This is a genomic window from Solirubrobacter soli DSM 22325 (assembly GCF_000423665.1).
GTDB lineage: Bacteria > Actinomycetota > Thermoleophilia > Solirubrobacterales > Solirubrobacteraceae > Solirubrobacter > Solirubrobacter soli.
This window is the reverse complement of record NZ_AUIK01000021.1, coordinates 226,098-249,308: the sequence shown is the minus strand read 5'-3', so window position 1 is coordinate 249,308 and position 23,211 is coordinate 226,098. Positions and strand designations below refer to the sequence as shown.

The 23,211-nt window shown below is 72.4% G+C and carries 22 protein-coding genes and 1 pseudogene; 16 read left to right on the top strand and 7 right to left on the bottom strand.

Annotated elements, in window-relative coordinates:
* Both G569_RS0116395 and G569_RS0116390 read right to left on the bottom strand, forming a co-directional pair.
* Positions 1 to 488, bottom strand: a 488-nt coding sequence (locus G569_RS0116395) for an undecaprenyl-diphosphate phosphatase (protein ID WP_037496988.1), incomplete at its 3' end; no start/stop codon positions are given.
* Complete coding sequence (locus tag G569_RS0116390; RefSeq protein WP_037496985.1) at positions 488 to 1,087, bottom strand: DedA family protein; 600 nt, start codon at positions 1,085 to 1,087, stop codon at positions 488 to 490. The genes G569_RS0116390 and G569_RS0116395, both read right to left, overlap by 1 nt.
* 86 nt (positions 1,088 to 1,173) lie before the next feature.
* On the opposite strand from G569_RS0116390, the gene G569_RS0116385 reads away from it, so the two are divergent.
* From G569_RS0116385 to G569_RS58160, 5 genes are all read left to right on the top strand, one after another.
* The gene (locus G569_RS0116385; protein ID WP_028064193.1) at positions 1,174 to 1,374 is read left to right on the top strand and encodes a hypothetical protein; all 201 of its coding nucleotides are present in this window, start codon (positions 1,174 to 1,176) and stop codon (positions 1,372 to 1,374) included.
* A 46-nt stretch (positions 1,375 to 1,420) separates the two neighbouring features.
* Positions 1,421 to 2,365, top strand: coding sequence for a lysylphosphatidylglycerol synthase transmembrane domain-containing protein (locus tag G569_RS0116380; RefSeq protein ID WP_028064192.1), 945 nt, complete (start codon positions 1,421 to 1,423; stop codon positions 2,363 to 2,365).
* Positions 2,366 to 2,510: 145 nt separating this feature from the next.
* Entirely contained in the window at positions 2,511 to 2,816 is a 306-nt protein-coding gene (locus G569_RS0116375; RefSeq protein ID WP_028064191.1) for a PepSY domain-containing protein, read from the top strand.
* A gap of 24 nt (positions 2,817 to 2,840) precedes the next feature.
* Entirely contained in the window at positions 2,841 to 3,500 is a 660-nt protein-coding gene (locus tag G569_RS0116370) for a response regulator transcription factor (RefSeq protein WP_028064190.1), read from the top strand.
* Complete coding sequence (locus G569_RS58160) at positions 3,497 to 4,627, top strand: sensor histidine kinase (protein ID WP_053226474.1); 1,131 nt, start codon at positions 3,497 to 3,499, stop codon at positions 4,625 to 4,627. The genes G569_RS0116370 and G569_RS58160 overlap by 4 nt, the downstream gene beginning before the upstream one ends.
* On the opposite strand, the gene G569_RS0116360 is transcribed toward G569_RS58160, so the two are convergent.
* The 3 genes from G569_RS0116360 to G569_RS49060 form a co-directional block, all read right to left on the bottom strand.
* Positions 4,599 to 5,870 (bottom strand): NAD(P)/FAD-dependent oxidoreductase, encoded by a 1,272-nt coding sequence (locus G569_RS0116360; protein WP_028064189.1) that lies wholly within the window; start codon positions 5,868 to 5,870, stop codon positions 4,599 to 4,601. The two genes, G569_RS58160 and G569_RS0116360, sit on opposite strands and share 29 nt — an antisense overlap.
* A 71-nt stretch (positions 5,871 to 5,941) precedes the next feature.
* Positions 5,942 to 7,600, bottom strand: coding sequence for a M28 family metallopeptidase (locus G569_RS49065; RefSeq protein ID WP_053226473.1), 1,659 nt, complete (start codon positions 7,598 to 7,600; stop codon positions 5,942 to 5,944).
* Positions 7,601 to 7,794: 194 nt separating this feature from the next.
* Complete coding sequence (locus G569_RS49060) at positions 7,795 to 10,581, bottom strand: M64 family metallopeptidase (RefSeq protein ID WP_084285049.1); 2,787 nt, start codon at positions 10,579 to 10,581, stop codon at positions 7,795 to 7,797.
* 525 nt (positions 10,582 to 11,106) lie between these two features.
* Here G569_RS49060 and G569_RS49055 point away from each other — a divergent pair.
* Together G569_RS49055 and G569_RS0116340 are read left to right on the top strand one after the other, a co-directional pair.
* A complete protein-coding gene (locus G569_RS49055; RefSeq protein ID WP_169542160.1) occupies positions 11,107 to 11,970 on the top strand; it encodes a fructose-bisphosphatase class II in 864 nt (287 codons plus the stop codon).
* A gap of 26 nt (positions 11,971 to 11,996) precedes the next feature.
* Positions 11,997 to 12,299 (top strand): annotated as a pseudogene (locus G569_RS0116340) (class II fructose-bisphosphate aldolase); the annotation flags it as partial.
* A gap of 72 nt (positions 12,300 to 12,371) precedes the next feature.
* On the opposite strand, the gene G569_RS49050 reads toward G569_RS0116340, so the two are convergent.
* On the bottom strand, positions 12,372 to 13,253 hold the full coding sequence (locus G569_RS49050; protein ID WP_064750370.1) for a LysR family transcriptional regulator: 882 nt from the start codon (positions 13,251 to 13,253) through the stop codon (positions 12,372 to 12,374).
* A 21-nt stretch (positions 13,254 to 13,274) separates the two neighbouring features.
* Here G569_RS49050 and G569_RS49045 point away from each other — a divergent pair, with 21 nt between their 5' ends.
* The 6 genes from G569_RS49045 to G569_RS0116305 all read left to right on the top strand — a co-directional run bounded on the left by G569_RS49045 (position 13,275) and on the right by G569_RS0116305 (position 19,211).
* The gene (locus tag G569_RS49045) at positions 13,275 to 13,922 is read left to right on the top strand and encodes a 2-phosphosulfolactate phosphatase (RefSeq protein ID WP_053226469.1); all 648 of its coding nucleotides are present in this window, start codon (positions 13,275 to 13,277) and stop codon (positions 13,920 to 13,922) included.
* Positions 13,923 to 13,963: 41 nt separating this feature from the next.
* A complete protein-coding gene (locus G569_RS0116325) occupies positions 13,964 to 15,397 on the top strand; it encodes a form I ribulose bisphosphate carboxylase large subunit (RefSeq protein ID WP_028064187.1) in 1,434 nt (477 codons plus the stop codon).
* A gap of 2 nt (positions 15,398 to 15,399) precedes the next feature.
* Complete coding sequence (locus tag G569_RS49040; RefSeq protein WP_037496982.1) at positions 15,400 to 15,792, top strand: ribulose bisphosphate carboxylase small subunit; 393 nt, start codon at positions 15,400 to 15,402, stop codon at positions 15,790 to 15,792.
* On the top strand, positions 15,789 to 16,568 hold the full coding sequence (locus G569_RS49035; protein WP_053226468.1) for an AAA family ATPase: 780 nt from the start codon (positions 15,789 to 15,791) through the stop codon (positions 16,566 to 16,568). The genes G569_RS49040 and G569_RS49035 overlap by 4 nt, the downstream gene beginning before the upstream one ends.
* Positions 16,565 to 17,500, top strand: coding sequence for a phosphoribulokinase (locus G569_RS0116310; RefSeq protein WP_028064186.1), 936 nt, complete (start codon positions 16,565 to 16,567; stop codon positions 17,498 to 17,500). Before G569_RS49035 ends, G569_RS0116310 begins: the two co-directional genes overlap by 4 nt.
* A gap of 295 nt (positions 17,501 to 17,795) precedes the next feature.
* A complete protein-coding gene (locus G569_RS0116305; protein WP_157592088.1) occupies positions 17,796 to 19,211 on the top strand; it encodes a S8 family peptidase in 1,416 nt (471 codons plus the stop codon).
* A gap of 1 nt (position 19,212) precedes the next feature.
* Here G569_RS0116305 and msrA read toward each other — a convergent pair whose 3' ends face one another.
* A complete protein-coding gene (msrA, locus tag G569_RS0116300; RefSeq protein ID WP_028064184.1) occupies positions 19,213 to 19,728 on the bottom strand; it encodes a peptide-methionine (S)-S-oxide reductase MsrA in 516 nt (171 codons plus the stop codon).
* 127 nt (positions 19,729 to 19,855) lie between these two features.
* Between msrA and G569_RS63810 the strand changes: the two genes are divergently transcribed.
* From G569_RS63810 to G569_RS0116285, 3 genes are read left to right on the top strand one after another with little or no spacing between them, the layout of a single operon-like run.
* A complete protein-coding gene (locus G569_RS63810; RefSeq protein WP_037496978.1) occupies positions 19,856 to 20,089 on the top strand; it encodes a hypothetical protein in 234 nt (77 codons plus the stop codon).
* 59 nt (positions 20,090 to 20,148) lie between these two features.
* Positions 20,149 to 20,505: a copper resistance CopC family protein gene (locus G569_RS0116290; protein ID WP_028064182.1), complete on the top strand. Its 357-nt coding sequence runs from the start codon at positions 20,149 to 20,151 to the stop codon at positions 20,503 to 20,505.
* Between the two features lie 13 nt (positions 20,506 to 20,518).
* Positions 20,519 to 23,167, top strand: coding sequence for an ATP-binding protein (locus G569_RS0116285; RefSeq protein ID WP_028064181.1), 2,649 nt, complete (start codon positions 20,519 to 20,521; stop codon positions 23,165 to 23,167).
* Positions 23,168 to 23,211 lie beyond the last annotated feature (44 nt).

The window sequence follows — 23,211 nt, the reverse complement described above, 5'->3', positions numbered from 1 at the left end:
GCGAGCCGCTCGTCGCTGAAGCGGGCGTCGTGGCGGACGGGTGCGCTGCGCCGCCAGTGCTCGGCCGCGAGCAGCATCAGGCCGTTGCCGAACAGGAAGATCGCCGCCGTGATCGGAGAGGCGAAGACGCTGCGCAGCGGATGCTCGAAGACGAGCCCGAGCAGGCCGGCCGGGATCGTGCCGATGACCAGCAGCCAGCCGAGGCGGGCGTCACGGTCTTCGGGATCGAGGCCACGGTCGCGGACCGAGCGCCCGAGCCCGGCGAGGATGCGCATCCAGTCACGCCAGAAGAACCCGAACAGCACGATCGCCGTGGCGAGGTGGGTCGCCACGAGAAAGGTGAGGAAGAAGTCGTCCTGCTGGTGGATGTCCCAGCCGAGCAGCCGCGGCGCGATCACGCTGTGCCCGAGGCTCGAGACCGGGAAGAGCTCGGTGGCGCCCTGGAGGGCGCCGAGGAACGCGGCCTGGGCGTAGGAGATCGGGTGCATCAGAGCGCCTTTCGGAACCGGACGAGGACCAGCGCCGCGCCGGCCAGGACGGCGACCACGGCCGCGTAGTCGAGGTAGCGGAACACGTGGTGCAGCGACTCCCAATTGCTCCCGAGCGCGTGCCCGCCGGCGGCGAACGCGACGCACCACAGCAGCGACGCCAACGCGCTCAGCAGGACGTAGCGCGCGAGCGGGTACTCGAGCACGCCGGCGGGGATCGAGACGAACGACCGGATCAGCGGCAGCAGACGGCCGAAGAGGACGAACGAGGCGCCGTAGCGGGAGAACCACTGCTCCGCGCGCAGGAAGCGCTGGGGACCGAGATGCAGCCACCGGCCGTAGCGGTCGACCAGCGGGCGGCCGCCGACTCGGCCGATCGCCCAGCCCACGACCGATCCGGTGAGGTACCCGAGCGTCCCGGCGAGGATGACCGCGATCAACGACGGACCGGTGTGGCCGGCGATCGCGCCGGCGGCCAGCGCGCCGCCGAACGCCATGACGAGCTCACCACCCGCAGGCAACACGGCATCGACCGCCATCAACAGGAACACGGCGAGGAGGCCGTGGTCGGCGATCCAGTGCGTCAAGTGCGTTGTCATTCGGGCTTCAGCGTGCCTTCGCCTACCTGACTGCGACCTGAACGGGCACGACGGGCGCGGGCGCGCGGCGCGTACGCTTCGGGGCGATGCGCTTGAACCTGAGCGAGGGCGCTGAGGTCACCGTCCACTACCTGGCGTCGACGGAGACCGGGACGGTGGAGCGCATCGAGGACGACGGCCGGTCGGTCGTCGTCGTCACCGAGTCGGACGCCGTGCTCGAGTTCCACCTGATGGCGAGCACGCACTACTTCACCCGCGACCGCGCCGCACGGCTCTCGGCGACCTGACACCGCGTTCAGGTGGGAGTCATCCGCGCGGCGGTACAACCGCCTTGTGCGGCCGCAGCACATCGCATACGGGGCCGCCGCGCTGGTGGCGGTGGGCGCGACCGCCGTGGCCTGCTCGCGACTCGACCTCAGCGTGCTCAAGACCGCGGCGCCGATCTGGGTGGCGGCCGCGCTCGCGCTCAACTGCGCGTCGATGATGCTCCGCTCGCTCGCGTGGCTGGGCACGCTGCGCGGAGCCCTTCCCGGCGTCTCCGTGCCGGTCGGAGGCGTCATCCGCGCGACGATGATCGGCGTGCTCGCCTCCGCGGTCGCGCCCGGTCGGGTCGGCGAAGGGGTGCGGACATGGCTCGTGAGCCGCCGGCTCGCCCACCGCAACCCGTTCGCGACCGTCGCCGGGACCGTGTTGTCACAGACCGTGCTCAACGTCGTCGCGCTCGTGGCGCTCGCCGCGATCGCGGTCCCGACGACGCTGTCCGGCGAACCGCCGAAAGCGGTCCTGATCGTCGTCGCGGGCCCGGTGGCGCTCGTCATCTCGGTGCTCTTCTGGGCGCAATTCGTCCGCCGGGGTTGGGCGGCCCGGCAACTCGCCGCGCTGCGTTCGGGCCTTGCGGTGTTCCGCCGCGCCCGCCTCGGCGCCGCCGTCTCGACGCTGCAGTTCGCGGCGTGGGGACTGCAGGCGTTCGCGGCCTACGCGCTGTTGTTCGCGCTGCACCTGCACGTGGCGGCACCGCTGGCGACCGCGGCGGCTGTGCTGTTCGCGGTCAATGTCACCGCCGCGGTCCCGGTCACGCCGTCGAACATCGGCGTCTTCCAGGCCGCGTGCGTCGCGGTGCTGGCCACGGCGGGCGTCGCGGCCGGTGACGGCCTGGCCTACGGGGTCCTGCTCCAAGGCGTCGAGATCGTGACCGCCGTGGCGCTCGGCGTGCCGGCGGCGGCGGTCGAGCTCAGCGGCGCCTGGGCCAGCGGCCCCGGCGCCAGTACTCGACGATGATCACCACCGCGAGCGCGAAGATCACGGCGCCAGGATCGATGCTCATGGCGTCAGTGTGGGCCCGGCCACCTGACGGCCGCCTGAACGCCTGCGCTGACATCGGCTCTCAAAGTCGTCTTAGACCGCGTCGCCCATACTCGCGGCCATGAGACGCACACACCTCATCGTCGCCGCCGTAGCGGCGACCGTCACGTTCGCGGGTGGCGCCGCGGCCTTCGCGGGCGCGGACAGCCCCTCCCGACTCGACGACGGCAAGGACCTCGCCGGGCAGGCGGACATCAGCGAAGGCCAGGCCATCGCCGCCGCGCGTGCGGTGGCCTCAGGAGCGCTCGACGAGATCGACCTCGAGCACCGCAACGGGGCGCTGGTCTACAACGTCGACGTCGGCTCCAAGGACGTCAAGGTCGACGCTCGCACCGGCGACGTCGTCGCGGTCGACGCCGACGACTGACGCTGACACCATCCATACCTGACGATGCGCGTCCTGCTCGTCGACGACGACGCGAAGCTCGCGCAGGCTCTCGCGAAGGGCCTGCGGCGGCACGCGTACGCCGTCGACGTGGCGGGAGACGCCGACGGGGCGCTGCTGCGCGCCGCGGTGTACGAGTACGACGTCGTCCTGCTGGACGTGATGCTTCCCGGCGGCGACGGCTTCAAGGTCTGCCGCTCGTTGCGCGAGCGCGGCGACGCGGTGCCGGTGCTGATGCTCACGGCCCGCGACGCCGTGCACGACCGGATCCGGGGCCTCGACGCGGGTGCCGACGACTACCTGCCGAAGCCGTTCGACTTCGGCGAGCTGCTCGCCCGCATGCGGGCGCTGCTGCGGCGCGGGCCGACCCAGCGCGAATCGGCCCTGCGCACCGGACCGCTCGTCGTCGACCCGGCGACGCGCGTGGTCACGCTCCACGATCGTGTCGTCGACCTCACCGCCCGCGAGTTCGCGGTGCTCGAGTACCTCGCGCGACACCCCGGTGAGGTGGTCACCCGCACCGCGCTGATCGAGCACGTGTGGGACGAGAACTTCGACGGCTCGACGAACGTCGTCGACGTCTACATCGGCTACCTCCGGCGCAAGCTCGGGGCACCGCTGATCGCCACGGTGCGCGGCGTCGGGTTCCGGCTGGAGACGGCGTGAGCCTGCGCACCCGCCTCACCGTCTGGTACATGGCGCTGCTCACGCTCATCGTCGTCGCGCTGGCGGCGTTCGTGGTCGGCCGGCTCAACCTCGGCCTCACGGGTGCCGTCGACCGCACGCTGTCCGGCGCCGCGGCACAGCTCCGCAGGGGCGGGGACGTCGATGCGACCGCCGTCAGCGCCGCGCAGGTGGTCGTGGGCGGGCGCGTCGTCGCGCACCGCGGCGCGCTCGCCGCGACGCCGCTCGCGCTCGCGCCCGGTGGGCCGTACTCGCGCCGCCTGGCCGACGAGGACTACCGCGTGCGGGCCGACGCGATCGGCGACGGCCGGCTCGCCGTCGTCGCCCAGTCGCTGGACGGGAGCCAGGACGCGTCCGACCGGGTCCTGACCCTGATCGCGATCGCCGGTCCCGCCGCGCTGCTGATCGCGGCCGCCGGCGGCTGGTGGCTCGCCGGCAAGGCGCTGCGCCCGCTGGACGCGGCCCTGCTCCGCCTCGCCGGCGAGGTGGAGCAACGCGAGCGGCTCGTCGCCGACGCCTCGCACGAGCTGCGCTCCCCGCTCGCGGCGATGCGCGCCGAGCTCGACGTCGCGCTCGACGCCGGGGAACCGTCGATCGAGGTGCTGGAAAGCGTGCGCGAGGAGACCGACCGCCTCTCCAAGATCACCGCGGACCTGTTGGCGCTCGCCCGCCTCGACGCGGGCGCGGTCGTCTCGCGCCGCGAGCCGGTCGGGCTGCGCGAGCTGGCGGGGGAGGTCGTCGCGTCGCTCCAACCGCGAGACGGCGCGATCGAGGTGACAGGCGACGGCGACGCGCTGGCGGATCGGAGCCATCTCCGCCAGGCGCTGCACAACGTCGTGGAGAACGCGATCAAGCACGGGTCCGCTCCGGTCACGATCGCGATCGCGCCGGGCGAGCTGCGGATCGCCGACGCGGGACCCGGCATCCCTGCGTTCGAGCGCGAGCGCGTCTTCGAGCGCTTCGCGCGCCTGGACGCCGCCCGCGGGCGGGGCGGGGCCGGGCTGGGACTCGCGATCGCGCGCGAGCTGATCGAGGAGGACGGAGGAGCGCTCGTCGTCGGCCCGGACAGCGCGTTCGTGTTCACCCTCGACGTCGACGGCGGAGCGTGACGCGGCGGAACCGGCCGGGAGCGAGCGGCTCCAGCGCGGCGTCGAGATCCTCGCCGCGGGCGAGCCGCTCGACCCAGGCCGCGGTGACCGGTGCCAGGGTGATCCCGAGCATGGCGTGGCCGGCGGCGATGATCACGTTCTCGTGCGCGGGCGAGCGGCCGACCATCGGCATGCCGTCGGCCGTCACGGGCCTGGGCCCGCGCCAGACCGACGTCGGCGTAGCGCCGTCGATGCCGCTCAGGCGTTCGGCGCCGAACCGCTGGATGGCATCGATGCGGCGGTAGTCGACCGCGTCGGGATCGCTGCCGAACTCGAGCGTGCCGGCCAGGCGGATCCGTCCCTCCAGCGGCGTCGCCACGACCCGGGTCTCGCCCAGGTAGACCGGGCGGCCGGGCGTGGCCGTGGCCTGATACTCGACGTGGTAGCCCTTCGCCGCGCACATCGGCAGCTCGACGCCCGCGTCCCGTGCCAGGCGCTCGGACCACACACCGGTCGCGATCACGACCTGGGAGGCGTGGATGGCACCGCTCGTGGTGTCCAGGCGCACGCCGGTCGGCCCCGGCACGATGCGGATCGTGTCCACACCGGTGGCCAGGCGGGCACCGGCACGCTGGGCGGCGCGCGCGACGGCCTCGGTGAAGCCGAGCGAGTCGACATGCGCGTCGCCCGGATAGAGCGAGCCGTGGCGCGCGCCGCGCACGAGCGGCTCGAGCTCGCGGATCTCGTCGGCGTCGAGCAGCTGCACCTCGATCCCGGCCGCGCGGTGCTCCCGCGCCCAGCGACGGGCCTGCTCGCCGCCCGCCTCGGACGCCCACACGTTCAGCAGGCCCGCCTCGACCATGCCGGTCTCGTGACGCTCGTTCCACTCGCGGTGCAGCGCCAGGCTCTCGACCGCCGCGCGTTGCAGCAGCGCCGACCCGGCGTGCGCGGCACGCGAGCGGACGGCGGCGGCCGCGAAGCGCGTCAGCCACGGCAACAGCCGCGGCTGCGGGCGGATCGCCAGCGGGCCTTCGGGATCGGCCAGGAACCGCAGGCCCTCGAGCAGGGCGTGCGGGTTGGCGAGACGCTCGGCGTGGCTGGCGGTGAGCAGGCAGGCGGTTCCGGCGGACGCCCCGCGGCCGACCTCGCCGCGGTCGAGCAGCAGGACCTCGCGCCCGGCGAGGGCGAGCTGCAGCGCGACCGAGGCACCGATGGCACCGGCGCCGATGACCGCGATCTCGGTTGTCCGCGGAACCGCCGACATGCGGCCACGATAAAGCGCGCGGCGGGCAACGCGCCGCCCTGGCGAAGTCCAGGGCGGCGAGTCGCGGAGCGTCAGCGCGTGCGAGCGCGCTGGTGGCCCTGGTACTTGAAGTGCCGGGCCTTGGCCTTCTTGGCCGTCGCGGTCGTGGCCTTCGCCGGAAGCGCGTCCTTGACGCGGGCGAAGTACCAGACGGCGTGCACGAGCGTGCCCTTGAACTGCTCGAGCGAGCGCAGGGCGTTGCCCCGCAGGCTGTCGGCCTGCTGCTGCGCGAGCACGGGGTTCGTCGCGAACGTGTTCATGGTCGAGGCGGGCGGCTGACCGGTGACCGTCGGGTAGGTGTCACAGGCCTCGTGGTAACACGGATCGAGCTGTTCGCCCTGCACGCCGCCGTACCGGGCGACCTGCTCCGCGGTCTTCGGCGCCTCGGCGCCGGCGAACACGCCACCGGCCGGGATGCCACGGTTGACGAAGCCGACGTAGTCCGAGCGGCCGTCGAACGGGATCGGCTCGCTCACCATGCCGCGCTTGGCCCAGTAGTCGGTCAGGACCTTCTCGACCGTGCCGGACCCGGGAGGCCCTGAGACCTCGGACCCGAACGTCGAGCCGTCGCCGTCGTAGACGAGCCGGGCGAAGTTCGGCGAGGCGATCATGTCGGTGTCGAGCATCATGTCGGTGCGCGCGACGTCGGCGGCGGACATGTGGGCGGCGTAGTACTGGGAGCCGACCAGGCCGTCCTCCTCACCGCCGAACCACAGGAAGCGGATCTTGTTCCGCGGCGGCGTGCCCGGCTTGGCGAGCTGCTCGGCGAGTTCGAGCTGGAACGAGGTGCCCGAGCCGTCGTCGTTGATGCCCGGGCCCGCGGGGACCGAGTCCAGGTGCGCGCCGAGCAGGACCATGTGATTCGGGTCGCCCTTCGGGGTCTCGGCCACGACGTTGGGGTAGAGCTTCTGCTGGTCGACGCCGTTGGTCGTCAGGTTGACCGTCGGGTTCTGGCCGGCCTTGAAGGCGTTGTAGAGCTCCGTGCCCACGGCGGTGCTCGAGAGCACGGCCGGGATCGAGTAGCCGGGGTCCGCCGAGCGGAACAGCGCGTTGCTGCGGCCCGCCGTGTCGCCCTCGTTGAACAGGATCACGCCGACCGCGCCCGCCGCCACGGCGTTCTGGAGCTTCAGCGTGAACGCGCACGTGCCGCGCTGGATCAGCGCCACCGCGCCGCTCGTCGCCGCCGGGAAGTCGGTCATCTCGCAACCCGACGTGGTCCCGCCCGGGCTCGGGATCGTGACATCGTTCGTCGGCACGACCTTGACGTTGGTCAGCGTCTTCGTCGGCGAGTGCTCGAAGGTGATGTAGTCGACCGCCGGCGAGTTGTCATCGGCGGCGGTGCCCGCCTTGTAGGTCTTGTTCGTCGGCGTGACCTGCTGCAGCGTCGGCGGCGCCGTCTCCACCCACTGCGGCATGTTGAACATCTCGTAGTGGGCGTCGTAGCCCGCCTTCTCGAGCGTCGCCTTCACGTACGCCGCCGAGGCGGTGAAGCCCGGGGTGCGCGTGTAGCGCGTGCCGCCGTTCATGTCGGCGATGCCCTGCAGCGCCTTCTGATGTTCCGTGATCCCCTGCACGGTCACCAACTGCTCCAGCCGCGTCGAGTCGACGTCAGGCGGGTTGGCCGCCGCGACCGGCGCGGCGGCGACGAAGGCTGAGACGGCGGCGCAGGCCGCTAGATGCGTTCGACGCATCTCTCCTCCTCAATTTCGAACCAGCGACCCCTCCCGGAGCCGCCCTAGGCCCGCCACAGTAAGCACATCGCCTCGGAGGTACTACGCCGCGTAGTCTCAATTTCGCGCAGCCACTGGCCTGACCGCCGCGACCGCTGTCAACGGTCGTGGACAGGCGCGGGTGGGCGCCGCGAACGGCGCCCACCCCCTCTGGGCTAGGGGTTCGTGGTGGACAGCGTGAACGTCAGCGTCTTGGCGTACGTGCCGGTGCGGAGCGCGTCGCTCGCGCCGATCGACTGCTTGAAGTCGATCGAGACCGGGTCGTTCGCCACGGGCTGCGTCCAGGTGACGAGGCTCAGCGGCGCGCCGCCGACGGCCGCGAAGTCCGCGCCGGCCTGGCCGCCGCGGCGGCCGCGGGCCTGGAGCGCCTGGGGCAGCGCGAACGTGCCGTTGACCAGGTGGCCGGTGGCGTTCACGCCGGCGTCGGCGACGCTGAGGACGGCGTCGGCGGCGGTCGAGACCACGTTCGCGGTCGTCGACGCGGTGTAGTCCTTCGCCAGCCCCGGCGTGAACGCGCCGAACGAGGCCGGCGCGCCGAGTGACAGCGAGAGCGTCGCCCCGACGCTGCCGCCCACGCCGCCGTCGACCGGCGTCTGCACCAGCGGCGGCTCGCCCGTGAGCGTCGCGCAGTCCCCGCTCTTGGGGCCGCCGACGCTGTTCGCCGCGCCGAAGTCGAACACGCCGACCTTGTTCTGCGTGCACGTCAGGCCGACGTAGATCGTGTTGGCGACGAGCTTGACGCCGTAGGTGCCGCTGTCGTTGCCGGTGAGGTTCGCGCCGCCGTTGAGCTTGGAGTGCACGAGCGTGACATCGCCGAGCGTGTTCGCGATGCTCGTCGAGCCGAGGACGGTCGTATCGATGAGCTGGACGGCGTTCGCGCCGCCGGCGTCGAGGCGCCCGGTGATCGAGCTGCCCGTGGAGACCACGGAGGCGCCGGTCTTGACGATCACGTCGCCGCCGACCTGCGCCTTGTCCAGGCACGTCACGCCGCTGTCGGCCACGACGCTGCCGGCACGGGCGCCGGTGATCGTGGTCGTGCAGGCGGGCTTCGCTCCCGGGATCACCGTCGCGGAGTACTCGGTCGCCGGGCCGACGTTGCCGGCCGCGTCGATCGCGTGGTGCTCGACGGTGTGGGTGCCGTAGCCGGGCTTGAAGTCCGGGTAGGACTGCTCGAACGGCGCCTTGGACATGCCGCCGGAGCCGAGCGAGCCGTACGTCAGGTTCTTGATGTCCGTCCCGCGCGGGGTGAAGAGGTACGGCGTGCCCGCGGACGCGTCCGGCCAGCCGAAGTAGTTGAACCACCCGTCGTGGTCCAGCCGGAACTCCGGCGTGACGTAGCCGGGGGACTCGTCCTGCGCGGTGATGCCCATCGTGAACTGCTCGAAGTAGATGTTGTGCGGCTGCGAGCTGAGCGGCGTCGAGAGCGTCGCCGTGGTCGTCGGGTCGCTGTTGTCGACCGTCCACGTGCGCGTGTCGGAGCCGAGGTCCGGCGCCTTGGGGTCGGTCACCGTCGCGCTCAGCGTGTGGTCGCCGGCGGTCAGGTTGGCGAGCTTGAAGTTGCGGCTGTTGGCCGGGTTCGGCTGGGTGACGCCGTCGAGCTTGAAAGTGACGGTGAGGACGTGGTCGACCGGGTGCGAGGTCTCCGTGAACACCTCGGCGTCGCGCGCCACGGGCCGGTTGGTCGGCGTCGAGCTGGTGAACACAGGGGCGCCGGGCGTGCCGGGCGCGGTCGGCGTCGAGCCCACAGTCCAGGTCCGCGTCTGTGTCATCGAGGTCGAGTCGCGGACCGCGGGGTCGCGGACGAACGCGGTCGGGTCGACGACGGTCGCCGTGATCGTGTCGCCCGCGGTCAGCCCGGTCACCTTCGAGAGCTCGAGGTTGCGGCTGTCGGCCGTGTTCGGGATCTCCGTGCCGTTGCGCTTCCAGACGGTGTCGAGCTGCTGGAAGCCGGGGTGGCCGGTCTCCAGCCACACGACGTCGGTCGGCCCGACGTTGCCCTGCGGCGTCGAGATCACCGACATCGCGTTCGACGCCCGGCGACCCGAGATGCGCTGCGTCATCCGCTCGCGCCCGACCTGGTCGTAGTGGTTGCCCAGCCAGCGCATGATCGAGTGCTGGCTCGGGCGCCAGATGTTCGACGAGAACAGGTTGCCGCTCTCGAAGCGGTCGATCTTCCCGCCGGACTCCGAGTCCTCGCCGAGCCAGCGCCACCACTTCAGGTGGCCGTCGAGCATCTGCTGCACGGTGGCGATCGTGTGGTGGATCGAGGACGGCTCGCCGCCGGTGTAGCGCCCGCCGGGGACGTTGCGGGCCGAGTACGGGTACTCGTCCTGCAGGCCGCCGAGCGAGTGCCCGAGCTCATGCGGGCTGATCAGCGGGCCCTGGGGACTGCCGCCCGAGGTCGTGGCGTCGCCGCCGCCGATGCCACCGTAGGTGTTCGTGTTGGCCAGCGTCAGCGTCTGCCGGTTGGCGGTGGTGACGCCGGGGATCATCGCGACGTACTGATTCAGCGCGGCCGAGCCGCCGGTCCCGAACGTGATGCCACGCGCGTCGAACGCCGCCGGGCACGTGCCCGCGTACTGCAGGTGCAGCGGCGTGTCGCGCCGGACGTTGCCGTCGTCGGGGTCGCAGGAGATGCCGGACACGCCGGACACGACCTCGATGCGGTACACGTTGAAGTAGTCGCGGTAGGAGCGATACGGCTCGATGCTCCACTGGATGTTCAAGTGCTTGTCCACCTGGTCGCGGAACTTCTGCATCTCGCCCGCGGTGTAGCCGTCGCCGAGGATCACCAGGTTCAACCGCTCAGACGGCGGGCCGGTCACCTGCACCGGTACGACCGTGGCACTCCCGACCGCCTGGGCATGCGCCGCCGGCGCGGCCGCGGCGACCAGGCCGAGCGCCGTCGCCGCGAGCGCCAACGCGCTGCGTCCACTCCGCATACACCCTCCCTCAATTGGACCCGTGTACGCCGAGCGTAAGTGAGACATGGCGACGCGATCATCCACCGTTCGTCGGAAACGCCGGCGCGTCGCTCCTACACACCGTTCGGGTGTGTGAGCGCGATGAAATACAGGTGAAATCGGCTCTTGTTGGAGTGAGCGTTTGTTGGTTCGTCGTGCGCTGGGAAAGGCAAGCACTGAGGGAGGGGGTCGCGGCTGCGCCCCGGCCGGAGTCGGTCGTGCCGCCGTCCTGCGCGGCGCCTCGCCACGTTGGTGGGGGTGGGCGACGTGAGGGTCCTGTGCGGACCTCCATGTCGCCCACCCCCCCTCGGAGTGCAGACCGCCGATCCTCAGGCCGATCACGGCAGCCGAGAGCGGAGTACCACGATCTGTAACTGTCGGTCTCCCTTGGAGCCGCCGCGAGAGCGGGAGCCGATGGCCTTTCACACCCATAGTCGACGTTCACTGAACCGAAGGGAAAGTCCGCTGGATCGTTCATCGCCCGCACGGCACGCTGCCGTGCTCATGCTCGCCGCTCTGGACCCGACCGCCCGCGAGTGCGTCCGCGCCGCCGCGCACGCCTGCCGCGCCCACGTCGGAAGCGGCGACGCCCATGCCGCGGACGCCGCGGCCACGGACGCGATGCGGGCCGCGCTCGCGCGCACGCCGGGGACCGGCACCGTCGTGATCGGGGAGGGGGAGAAGGACGCGGCGCCGATGCTGTTCAACGGCGAGCGCCTCGGAGCGAGCCCCGCGCCGGCGTTCGACATCGCCGTCGACCCGCTGGAGGGGACGAGCCTGTGCGCCGACGACGAGCCGGGGGCGATGACCACGATCGCGTTCGCCGCCCACGGCGCGCTCTGGAACCCCGGACCCGCGCACTACATGGAGAAGCTGGTCGTCTCCGTCAAGGGTGTCGTCGACCTGCGTGAGCCGCTCGAGACCAACCTGGCCGCGCTGGCGAAGGCGCTCCAGCGGCGACGGCTCCGCGCCGTCGTGCTCGACAAGCCGCGCCACGCCGAGTTGATCGCGCGTCTGCGCGCCGCCGGGGCCGAGGTCACCACGATCGCGGCCGGCGACGTCGGCGCCGCGGTGCTCGCCGCCACGCCCGACTCGCGGGTCGACCTGCTGGTCGGCACCGGCGGGACGCCCGAGGGCGTGATCGCCGCGTGCGCCGTGAAGGCGCTCGGAGGGGACTTCCAAGGCCGCGTCGACCCGCAGCGCCCGGATGAAGCGCAGCGGGTGCGTGCCGCCGGCATCCGAACCGGCGTGCTGACCGCGGATGAGATCGTCGCCGGGCCTGCGCTGTTCGCCGCGGCCGCCGTCACAGGCGGACCGTTGCTGGCGCGGCCCGGCGACGAGATCGTCATCCGCACCAAGGAGGTCTGATGCCGCTCGTCCCGATGCGCGAGATGCTCGTGATGCACGGGTCCTCCAGCGTCCCGCACGCGCCGGTCGCGCGGATCAACGCCGCCGGCGGTGCGATCGGCGCCGCCTACGGCGTCCCGGTCGACCAGATCCAGCGCGGGCTCGCGCACGGGGTGCGCAAGATCAACGTCGACACCGACGGGCGGCCGGCGATCACGGCCGCGGTGCGAGAGGCGCCGGCGAGCGCCCCCGCGGAATGGGACCCACGCCACGTCACCCGCGCCGCCCGCCAGGGCATGCGCGAGGTCGTCGCCGAGCGGATGGTGCAGTTCGGGCAGGCGGGGCGGGCGTGATCGACGACAACCCCGACGACGCCTGGCTGCTGATCGGCGACCTGCTCATCCACCTCGACCCGGGTTGTGTCATCGATGCGCCCGGACGAAGTCCAGGAACTCCGTCACCACCGGCCGGACCGGGCCGACCCGCGGCCGCATCACGTGCCAGTCGCGGGGAGCGGGCGCCGGGTCGACCGCGATCGTGGCGAGCAGCCCGTTCTCGAGCTCGGTCGTCACCGCGTCCTGGGACACGAGCGACACCCCGAGCCCGGCGCGCGCCGCGGCCTTGATCGCGCCGTTGGAGCCGACGGTGAGCGGTGCGACGTCGATCGCCTGCGCGGCCAGGTACTCCTCGTTGAGCGCGCGTGTGCCGGAGCCGGGCTCGCGCAGCAGCCAGCTGCGGCCCACCAAGGCCCGTGGAGCGACCGCGGCGCCGGCCAGCGGGTCGTCGGCGGCGCAGATCAGCACGAGCGGGTTCGGGCGCACGGCGCGCGCGGTCACGCGGTCGGTCTCGGGCGGGCGACCGCCGAACGCGAGGTCGATCTCGTGCGCCAGCAGCCGATCGATCACCTGGCCGCGATTGCCGACGTTCAACGCCAGCTCGATGTCAGGCCGCGCCTGGGCGAACGCGTGCATGAGCGCGGGGACGAACGACTCCGCCGCGGTCGTGACGGCTCCGATCCGCAGCGTGCGCGCCGCAACCCCGGCGGCCTCGCCGGCCGCGCGCCGGCCGCTCTCGAGCAGCCCGACGACGTCGGCGGCGTACGCGGCGAACGCCAGTCCTGCCGGCGTCGGCCGGACGCCGCGTCCCTCGCGATCCAGCAGCGGCGTCCCGAGCTCGCGCGCGAGCGCGGTGACCGCCGCCGACACGGACGGCTGCGTCACCACGAGCTCATCGGCCGCGGCCGTCACCGACCCCGTCCGCACCACTGCCAAGAAGCTATGGAGCTGAGTCAAAGTGATCGACACGACCCAATGATAATGGTTGATGTGGCCCTGACGCCAGAGACCGCGCGGCCCGCGCCCACGACCGTCGTCATCGACGTCCTGCGGGCCACGTCGACGATCGTCTCCGCCCTGCACGCCGGCTACGCCCGCGTGCGCTGCGTGCCGGACCTCGACACCGCCCGTTCCTTCGCCGCGCCCGGCCGCGTGCTCGCGGGGGAACGCGGCTGCCGGCGCCCGCACGGCTTCGCGCTGGGGAACTCGCCGGGTGAGACATCGCCGCCGCAGGGGGAGGAGCTCGTCCTGACGACCACCAACGGCGTGCCCGCGCTGGCACTGGCCGCCGAGCTGTCACCGCGCGTCCTCGTCGCCTGCCTGCTCAACCTCGACGCGGTCGTGGAGCGCCTCGACGGCGACACGCAGATCCTCTGCTCGGGCACGGACGGCCGGCTCGGTCTGGACGACGTGTACGTGGCGGGGAGGATCGCCGCGCGGCTCGGCCTCGGGACCGATGCCGCCCGCGTCGCCCAGGCCGTGGCGGGCAGAGACGCGCGCACCGTCCTCGCCGAGTCCGCGGGCGGCCGCGCGCTCGTGGCGGCGGGTCTCGCGAGCGACCTCGACGTGTGCGCGCGGGAGTCGATCACGACCGTCGTGCCGGAACTCATAGACAAAAGGCAAATGATGATCGCCTAAGTCTCGTTGATCGGTTCTGAGTGACGCCATAGCTTGCCGCCATGAACGAAGACCGCTGGACCGCCGGCGTCACCCCGTACGCGCGGATGGGCTACTGGGACGGGGACTACCGACCGAAGGACACGGACGTGCTGGCCGCGTTCCGCATCACGCCCCAGGAGGGTGTCGATGCGATCGAGGCTGCGGCCGCCGTCGCCGGGGAGTCCTCCACCGCCACCTGGACCGTCGTCTGGACCGACCGGCTGACCGCCTACGAGCACTACCAGGCCAAGGCGTACCGGGTCGACGAGGTGCCCGGGCAGCCGGGCACCTACATCGCCCACATCGCCTACGACCTCGACCTCTTCGAGGAGGGCTCGATCGCGAACCTCTCGAGCTCGATCATCGGCAACGTCTTCGGGTTCAAGGCGCTCAAGGCGCTGCGGCTGGAGGACATGCGGATCCCGCCGCACTACGTCAAGACCTTCCAGGGACCGGCGCACGGCATCGTCCAGGAGCGCGAGTACCTGGACAAGTTCGGCCGCCCGCTGCTGGGCGCGACGACCAAGCCCAAGCTGGGGCTGAGCGCCAAGAACTACAGCCGCGTCGTCTACGAGGCGCTGCGCGGCGGCCTGGACTTCACCAAGGACGACGAGAACATCAACTCCCAGCCGTTCATGCGCTGGCGCGACCGCTACCTGTTCGCGATGGAGGGCGTCATGCGCGCCTCCGCCGCCACCGGCGAGGTCAAGGGCCACTACATGAACGTGACGGCCGCGTCGATGGAGGAGATGTACGAGCGGGCGGAGTTCGCGCGTGACATCGGCAGCGTGATCATCATGGTCGACCTGACGGTCGGCTACACGGCGCTGACATCGCTCGCCCGCTGGTGCCGCGCGAACGGGATGATCCTGCACCTGCACCGCGCGGGCCACAGCACCTACACGCGCCAGAAGTCCCACGGCGTGTCCTTCCGCGTGATCGCCAAGTGGTGCCGGCTGATCGGCGTCGATCACATCCACGCCGGCACCGTCGTCGGCAAGCTCGAGGGGGACCCGGGGCTCGTGCGCGGCTACTACGACGTCTGCCGCGAGCGGCGCAACGAGGCCGACCCGCAGACGGGCCTGTACTTCGACCAGGACTGGGCGTCGCTGCCGGGCGTGATGCCGGTCGCGTCCGGCGGCATCCACGCCGGGCAGATGCCGCAGCTGCTCGATCACCTCGGCGAGGACTGCGTCCTGCAGTTCGGCGGCGGGACGATCGGGCACCCGATGGGCATCGCCGCGGGCGCGACCGCCAACCGCGTCGCCGTCGAGGCGATGATCCAGGCGCGCAACGAAGGCCGCGACGTCCTGCGCGAAGGCCCGGACGTGCTCGCCCGCGCCGCACGCACATGCGCGCCGCTCGCGGCCGCGCTGGACGTCTGGAAGGACGTGGTGTTCGATTACGCGTCCACCGACACGCCCGACCTCGTCGTCACCCCGACCCCGGCCTGACCATGCGGATCACACAAGGAGCGTTCTCCTTCCTCGAGGACTTCACCGACGAGCAGATCGCCGCCCAGCTGCGCTACGCGCTGCGCAACGGCTGGTCGATCCTGGTCGAGCACACCGACGACCCGCACCCGCGCAACTCCCTCTGGGAGATCTGGGGCGAGCCGCTGTTCGAGCTGCGCGAGAGCGAGGCGGCGGTGGCGATGCAGGCCGTGACCGATGCCCGCGCCGCGTTCCCCGGCGACTACGTGAAGGTGGTGTGTTACGACCGCTCGCTCGGGCGCCAGACGACCGCGCTCTCCTTCATCGTGCAGCGGCCCGCGGTCGAGCCGGGCTTCCGCCTGGAGCGCACGGAGGGGGCCGATCGCCGCATCCGATACACGTTGCACAGAGCATGACGGCGGTGATGGCTCCCGACGAGCTGGACGGCCTCGTCGCACTGGCACCGGTCAAGACCCGCGTCCGCGAGATCACCGCGCTGCTGACCGTCGACCGGATGCGCGCCCAGGCTGGGCTGGCCGCCACCCGCCCGACGCTGCACATGTGCTTCATCGGCAACCCGGGCACCGGCAAGACGACGGTCGCGTTACGGATGGCGGCGATCCTGTTCCGGCTCGGGTACGTCGAGAACCCGCGGGTGGTGAGCGTGACCCGTGACGACCTCGTCGGCCAGTGGGTCGGGCACACCGCGCCCAAGACGCGAGCCGTGCTCGACCGGGCCGCGGGCGGCGTGCTCTTCATCGACGAGGCGTACTACCTGCACCGGCCGGAGAACGAGCGCGACTACGGCCAGGAGGCGATCGAGATCCTCCTGCAGGCGATGGAGAACGACCGCGATCGCCTCGTCGTGATCCTGGCCGGGTACCGTGAGCGGATGGAGCAGTTCTTCGCGTCCAACCCGGGCATGCGCTCGCGCGTCGCCCATCACGTCGAGTTCCCGGACTACAGCGAGGACGACCTGCTCGAGATCGCGCGCCGGATGGTCGCCGAGCGCGACTACGAGCTCGGCGAGGGCGCGCTCGACGGCCTCGAGCTCGACCGCTCCGCCAACGCGCGCGCCGTCCGCAACGCGGTCGACCGCGCGCGCCTGCGCCATGCCGCGCGCGTGGTGGACCTCGTCGACCCGACCCGGGAGGACCTGATGACCCTCGCCGCCGAGGACTTCGCGCCATGATCGGGCGACCGATCCTGCTCGGCGTCGTGGGGGACTCCGCGGCGGGCAAGACGACGATCACCCGCGGCCTCGTGCGGTTGCTCGGCGAGGAGCACGTGACGCACATCGCCGCCGACGACTACCACCGCTACGACCGCAAGCAGCGCGCCGAGCGCGGGATCACGCCGCTCGATCCCGAGTGCAACTACGTCGACATCATGGAGGCCGACTTCCAGGCGGTGCGCGCGGGGCGTTCGATCCTCAAGCCCGTCTACCGGCACCAGGACGGGACGTTCGCCCCGCCGGTCTACGTCACGCCGCGGCGCTTCACGATCGTCGAAGGGCTGCTCGGCTACCACACCCGCGCGCTGCGCGAGTGCTTCGACGTCCGCGTCTTCCTCGCCCCGCCGGAGGACCTGCGCCGCCAGTGGAAGGTCGACCGCGATTGCTCCCGCCGCGGGTACACGACCGATCAGGTGCTCGAGGAGCTCGACCGCCGCGAGGCCGACTCCGCGGGCTTCATCCGCCCGCAGCAGCGGTACGCGGACATCGTCGTCTCCTTCATGCCCGGCGAGCGTTCGGACCCGGGCCACCTCGACGCCCAGCTCACGCTACGCGACGGGCTCGCGCACCCCGAGCTCGCGGGCTACGTCGACGGGTCGCGCGAAGGCCTGCGCCTGGTCGAGGGCGACAATGAGCGCATCCTGGTCGTGTCCGGTGGAATCGACCCCGCGTACGCGGCGACGATCGAGGAGGCGATCTGGGACCGGATGCACTTCGCCAGCCACCTGCGCTCCGACCGCCTCGGCGAGTTCACGATCGGCACGCAGCTGCACCGGTCGGAGTCGCTCGCGCTCGTCCAGCTGCTCGTCCTCTACCACCTCGCCACCGCGCGGGCGGCGGTGGCGCTGGGGGGCGAGAGCGCCCGCGCGGTGGCCGCGCCGTCCCATTAGCACAACCCCGACTAGACGGATGTGCCGTTGTGTCAGGAATGCGTGCGCGGTTGACTGCGCTGTCTCAATGGGCACTCGCCGATCATCGCTTTCTCTGTGTGTTGCCGCGCTCGCCGGCGCGCTGTTCTGCGCTCCGGCAGCGGACGCGCGAGGCCCCGCACGCGGGACCACGGCGCCGTCGGCGCTACCGTCGGGCGCTGCTCACGCGGCCGCCGCCGAGCCGCGCAAATGGCTTGTCGGCGCGCGTCCGACGCCCGAGGCGCGGGCGCTGGCCCGGCGCTTCGGCGCGGGGGTCGTGTCGGATCGGGGCACGTTCGTGGTGGCGCGGGAGAACGCGCGCGCGTTCGCCGACGCCCTCCGCGCCGCGGGGCTCTACCGGTTCTCGGAACCGAATCGCGAGTTCAAGGTCCAGCAGACCCCGCCCGCGCCGGTGGACGAGTTCACCGCGACGGATTGGCGGGCGTTCCTGATCCCGGCCGGGCTCACGCCGCCGCCGGTGGAGCAGGCGCCGCTCACCGCGGTGATCGACTCGGCGGTCGACGTCACGCACCCGGACCTCGCCGGCGTGCGGGTGATGGGCGACCCGACCGTCACCGACGTCCACGGGACCGCGGTGACCTCGGTGGTCGCCGGGCGCGCGAACGGCGTCGGCATGGTCGGCGTGTATCCCGGAGCGCCGGTGCTCGCGATCGGCACCTCGCTGGACTCGGCGACGCTCGCGCGGGCGATCGCCACCGCCGTCGACGCGGGCGCGAAGGTGCTCAACCTCAGCTTCGGCGGGCCGTCCCCGAGCTACGCGATGTTCGTCGAGTTGGCCTACGCCGCCTCACGGGGCGTGCTGCCGGTCGCCGCGGCGGGCAACGACTACGAGACCGTCACTTCCGACGGCACGGCCAACCCGGTGATGTTCCCCGCCGCCTTCCCGCACGTGCTCTCGGTGGCGAGCATGGGCCCCTCGGGCGCCAGCAGCAGCTTCTCCACCGCCAACGGCGCGGTCGACATCGCCGCGCCGGGCGAGTCCGTGCTCACCGCCGTCCCGCCCGCGTTCGACACCGACGGCGTCCCGGACGGCTACCAACGCCTCGACGGCACCAGCTTCGCCTCGCCGGCCGTCGCCGGAGCCGCCGCCTGGCTCCTCGCCGCCCGCCCGGGCCTGGACGGCGGCCAGCTCGCCGACCTCCTGCGCTGGAACGCGACCGACATCGACGTCAAGGGCTGGGACGCCGATTCCGGCTACGGGCTGCTGAACCTTCCCGCGGCGCTGACCGCGGAGGAGCCGTACAGCGACACCCAGGAGGTCAACGACGACGTCGAATGGGTGGACGGAACCCGCTTCGACCGTGCCGACCCCTACATCTTCCGCACGTTCAGCAGGACCAAGAGCCTGAGTGCCTCGGTCGACGCGTGGAAGGACCCGGCGGACGTCTATCGCGTCGAGCTCGCCGGCCACGGTCGTGTCGAGATCGTCGTGCGCACCGCCCGCGACGCCGACCCCGACCTCGCCTTCTACGGCTCACGCGCCAGCTCGATCTACAAGCGCAAGGGCCTCGTGTCCGTGTCGACGCGCGGCGTGGGCAAGCGCGAGCGCGTGGTCGTCGAGAACCGCGGCTCCCGCAAGACGGTCGGCTACGTCGCGGTCTACGCCCCCCGCTTCGACGCCGACCGGCTCGACGCCCCCTACGCCCTCACGGTCCGCCGCCTCCGCAAGTAGGTCACGCCGTCGCCTGGCGGTGCGGCAGCTTCCATCCGGGTCGCGGGAAGTGGCAGGTGTAGCCGTTCGGGTAGCGCTGGAGGTAGTCCTGATGCTCCGGCTCGGCCTCCCAGAACGGGACCGCCTCGCTGATCTCGGTGACGACCTTGCCGGGCCACAGGCCTGAGGCGTCGACGTCGGCGATCGTGTCCTCGGCGACCTGACGCTGCTCGTCGGTCGTGTAGAAGATCTCGGACCGGTAGCTGGACCCGATGTCGTTGCCCTGGCGGTCCTTGGTCGTCGGGTCGTGGATCTGGAAGAAGAACTCGAGGATGTCGCGGTACGAGATCCGCTCCGGGTCGAAGACGATCTCGACCGCCTCGGCGTGCCCCGGGTGGTTGCGGTAGGTCGGGTTCTCGTTCTCCCCGCCGGTGTAGCCGACCCGCGTGGAGATGACGCCGTCGCGGTGGCGCAGCAGCTCCTCGACGCCCCAGAAGCAGCCGCCCGCGAGGATCGCGGTCTCAGTTTGGATGCTCATCACCTGGAGCTTAGGCCCCTCGCCGCGTGTCGGCCGGATCGGACCAGCCAGGAGGCAAACTGTGAGGCGCGCGCCGGGGCATGCGGGGTTTGCTCATGTGGGCGTCCATGCAGTTAGCTGCCCGGCGATGGAGGCTGTGCTCTTTGCGCTCCCGTTGCTCGCGATGCTGGCCCTGCTGGTGCGCGGGCACTTCCTCGGCGAGGAGCGGATCCTCGAGGCGCGCAGCCGGCGACTCGCGGCGCCGAGGCGTCGCAGGCCGGCGCGTCGATGGGCGCGGGACCGGCGGGTGCCGCTCGTCTCGCTGCTCGATCGGGCACCGCGATCGCTTCGCGGCCCGCCGCGGTCGCTCGTGATCGTCTGACCGACCCTGCCCGCGGCGCCACGCGCCGCCCCGTCACGAGCGTCCCCGAGGAGTCACACATGCGCAACCGCCTGATCGCCGCGACCGCCGTCGCGGTCATCGCCCTTCCCAGCGCCCTGGCGTGGGCCCACGCCGAGGTCAAGAGCCGGACCCCGCGCAACGGGTCGACGGTGCACCACTCCGTCAGCGAGGTGCACATCACCTTCAGCGAGGCGGTGATCACCGGCAAGCTCTCGATCACCAAGGGCGGCAGTACCGTCGCGCTCAAGAGCACGGGCCTGAAGCCGTCCAACCACGCGATCGTCCAGGGCATTCCCAAGCGGCCGCTGAGCAAGGGCAGCTACACGGTGAACTGGCGGGCGCTGGCGGACGACGGCCACCACCAGAAGGGGTCGTGGACCTTCAAGGTCGACTGATCAGAATGTGCGGATGCGATCGATCCCGGCGTTCGTCGGACGGGCCGATGAGCTCGACGCGTTCGCCGTCGAGCTCGACGCCGCGCGGGCCGGTCGTCCGCGCGTAATCCTGCTCGAGGGCCCGGCGGGCGTCGGTAAGACGGCGCTCGTCGAGCGGTTCGTCGCGACGGTCGGCGACGCCCGCATCCTGCACGCGAGTGGGGAGGAGTCGGAGTCCGACATCGAGCTGGCGATGCTCGACCAGCTGCTGCGGCGCTCCGGGGCGGGTGGGTTGACCCTCGAGGAGAGTGGGCACGTGCACGCCGGCACGCGGCTGCTCGACGCGCTCGGGGAGCTGCAGGCGGGCGGGACCGGCATCGTCGTGATCGACGACGCGCAGTGGGCCGACGGCGCCTCGATGCGCGCGCTGCTGTTCGCCATCCGGCGGCTGGTGAGCGACTGCCTGCTGCTGTTCGTCGTCGTCCGCGAAGGCTCGGGAAGCCTGCCCGAGGGGCTGCGCAAGCTGACCGGCGACAACACGGTGCGCCACATCAGGCTCGAACCGCTCGCGCTGCCTGAACTGCAGCGGCTGGCGGACTCCCACGGGGTCACGCTCTCGTCCGCCGCCGTCCGCCGGCTGCACGAGCACAGTGGCGGCAACCCGCTCTATGCGCGCGAGCTGCTGGCAGAGGTCCCGGCCGGGTTGTGGGAGTCGGCGCCGGGCCCGCTCCCCGCGCCGCGCACGTACGCGGAGCTGGTCCTGCGAAGGCTCCGCGCCCTGCCTGACATCGCGATCGCACTCGCCGAGGCGGCGTCGGTGCTCGGCGTGCGCAGCTCGCTCGCCGTCGCCGCGCAGGTCGGCGAGGTGGACGAGCCGCACGCGGCGGTGGACGCGTTGGGGTCGCTCGTCGAGGGAACGGGACTCGAGCTGCGCTTCGTCCACCCGCTCGTGCAATCGGCGATCTATCGCGGGATGAACCCCTCGCGGCGCGCCGCACTGCACCTGCGCGCCGCCGCCCTCACGGAGGACACCGCCACGGCGCTCAACCACCGGTTCGCCGCCGCCGCGGTCCCGGACGCCGACCTCGCACGCGAGCTGGCGGCCTTCGCGGCGCACAGCAGCGAGCGCCAGCGGTGGTCGACGGCGGCGTGGGCGTTCGAGCTCGCCGGCGAGGTCAGCCCCGACCGTGCAGGGCGCGAGGAGCGGCACCTCGCCGCCACCGAGGCGGCGATGTTCGCCGGCGACAGCCCCCGCGCGCGGCGGCTCGCGAGTGTCGCCCGCGCGTTCGAGCCCAGCCCGCGCTTGGACGCCGTGCTCGCGTACGTGGCGATCGGCACCGGCCAACGCGCGGAGGCCGAGGAGCGGCTGCGGCGGGCGTGGGTGGCCGGCGGTGAGGACGCGCGCGTGGCCGAGCGGCTCGCGTTCCTCGGCGTGCTCCGGCTGCGCGCGGACGAGGCCGTCGAGTGGGCGCTCGAAGCTCGCTCGCTGACCACGCTCGACGACCCCGTGATCGCGCCCACGGCGGCCTGGCTGGCGACCGGCCTGCACTGGCTCGGCCGCTCCGAGGAGGCGTACGCGGTCCTCGACGAGCAGCGAACGCGGTTCGGCCGGGGGAGCGGCGCGATCCGCGGGACGCTCCTGCTCGCGGACGGCCGCGCGGGCGAGGCCGCGGCCGACCTGGCGCGTGAGGAGGCGAGCGTCCTGCCTTCCGGGTCGCTGATCGTGGCCGGGCGGTTGCTGGCCAAGCACGCGCAGGCGCGGTTCGCCCTGGGGGAGTGGGACGACGCGGTCACGTTGGCCCACCGCGCACAGGCGTACGCGCTCGAGTCCGACGACGTCTCGGCGCAGGCGATCGCGGGGGCGGCGGCGGCGCTCGTCCCCGCCGCGCGCGGCGACCACGAGACCTGCGAACGACTGCGGCTGGAGCTCGAGGCCCTGCCCGCGGTCTTCGAGGCGCACGTCGCCGAGCGCGATGTCGGCCTCGCGACGCTCGCCGCCGCCCGCGGCGATCACGCCGCCGTGCTGCGGATACTGGCGCCGCTCGCCGCGCTCGACGCCCCATTCCACTACCCCTGGGCGCACCTCTATGGGGAGGCGCTCGTCCGCCTCGGGCGGCCGGAGGCGGACGAGTTCCTGGACGACCAACAGGCGCGAGGGCGCGACGATGCCACACGCGCCCGCCTCGCCCGCGTGCGCGGCGAGCTCGAGCTCCTGCGCGACGACCACGACGCGGCGCTCACCGCCTTCGCCCGCGCCGGCGACCTCGTCGCCGCCGATGCCCCCTACGAGCGGGCGCTGATCGACTTCGGGCACGGTCGCGCCCTGCGCCGGGCGCGGCGGCGGCGCGTGGCGGCGGATCGGCTCGCCCGAGCCCGTGACACCTTCGCCGCCCTCGGCGCGCTCAGGGAGCTGGGACCGTGCGAGCGCGAGCTCAGCGCCTGCGGCCTGACGCCGGCCAAGCGCGGGCCCGACGTCGACCGCTCGCGGCTGACACCGCAGGAGCGGTCCGTCGCGCAGATCGCCGCGACGGGGAAGAGCAACCGGGAGATCGCGGCCGAGCTCTTGATCAGCGTCAAGTCGGTCGAGCGCTACCTGACGCAGGTCTACCGCAAGCTCGGGGTCACGTCGCGCGCCGGGTTGACCCACGTACGAAGCGGCGAGGACCCACATGCGAGCGAGTGAAAGTCGAGGGTCGGCTCCGTAGCGAACGCCGCGCTCCGAATGGT

What these genes read in the sequence shown, in the direction of transcription:
- G569_RS0116390 (WP_037496985.1), bottom strand. Translation starts at nt 1,087, where the DNA reads ATGACAACGCACTTGACGCACTGGATCGCCGACCACGGCCTCCTCGCC.
- G569_RS0116385 (WP_028064193.1), top strand. Translation starts at nt 1,174, where the DNA reads ATGCGCTTGAACCTGAGCGAGGGCGCTGAGGTCACCGTCCACTACCTG.
- G569_RS0116375 (WP_028064191.1), top strand. Translation starts at nt 2,511, where the DNA reads ATGAGACGCACACACCTCATCGTCGCCGCCGTAGCGGCGACCGTCACG.
- G569_RS0116370 (WP_028064190.1), top strand. Translation starts at nt 2,841, where the DNA reads ATGCGCGTCCTGCTCGTCGACGACGACGCGAAGCTCGCGCAGGCTCTC.
- G569_RS0116360 (WP_028064189.1), bottom strand. Translation starts at nt 5,870, where the DNA reads ATGTCGGCGGTTCCGCGGACAACCGAGATCGCGGTCATCGGCGCCGGT.
- G569_RS49065 (WP_053226473.1), bottom strand. Translation starts at nt 7,600, where the DNA reads ATGCGTCGAACGCATCTAGCGGCCTGCGCCGCCGTCTCAGCCTTCGTC.
- G569_RS49060 (WP_084285049.1), bottom strand. Translation starts at nt 10,581, where the DNA reads ATGCGGAGTGGACGCAGCGCGTTGGCGCTCGCGGCGACGGCGCTCGGC.
- G569_RS49055 (WP_169542160.1), top strand. Translation starts at nt 11,107, where the DNA reads ATGCTCGCCGCTCTGGACCCGACCGCCCGCGAGTGCGTCCGCGCCGCC.
- G569_RS0116325 (WP_028064187.1), top strand. Translation starts at nt 13,964, where the DNA reads ATGAACGAAGACCGCTGGACCGCCGGCGTCACCCCGTACGCGCGGATG.
- G569_RS49040 (WP_037496982.1), top strand. Translation starts at nt 15,400, where the DNA reads ATGCGGATCACACAAGGAGCGTTCTCCTTCCTCGAGGACTTCACCGAC.
- G569_RS49035 (WP_053226468.1), top strand. Translation starts at nt 15,789, where the DNA reads ATGACGGCGGTGATGGCTCCCGACGAGCTGGACGGCCTCGTCGCACTG.
- G569_RS0116310 (WP_028064186.1), top strand. Translation starts at nt 16,565, where the DNA reads ATGATCGGGCGACCGATCCTGCTCGGCGTCGTGGGGGACTCCGCGGCG.
- msrA (WP_028064184.1), bottom strand. Translation starts at nt 19,728, where the DNA reads ATGAGCATCCAAACTGAGACCGCGATCCTCGCGGGCGGCTGCTTCTGG.
- G569_RS63810 (WP_037496978.1), top strand. Translation starts at nt 19,856, where the DNA reads ATGGAGGCTGTGCTCTTTGCGCTCCCGTTGCTCGCGATGCTGGCCCTG.
- G569_RS0116290 (WP_028064182.1), top strand. Translation starts at nt 20,149, where the DNA reads ATGCGCAACCGCCTGATCGCCGCGACCGCCGTCGCGGTCATCGCCCTT.
- G569_RS0116285 (WP_028064181.1), top strand. Translation starts at nt 20,519, where the DNA reads ATGCGATCGATCCCGGCGTTCGTCGGACGGGCCGATGAGCTCGACGCG.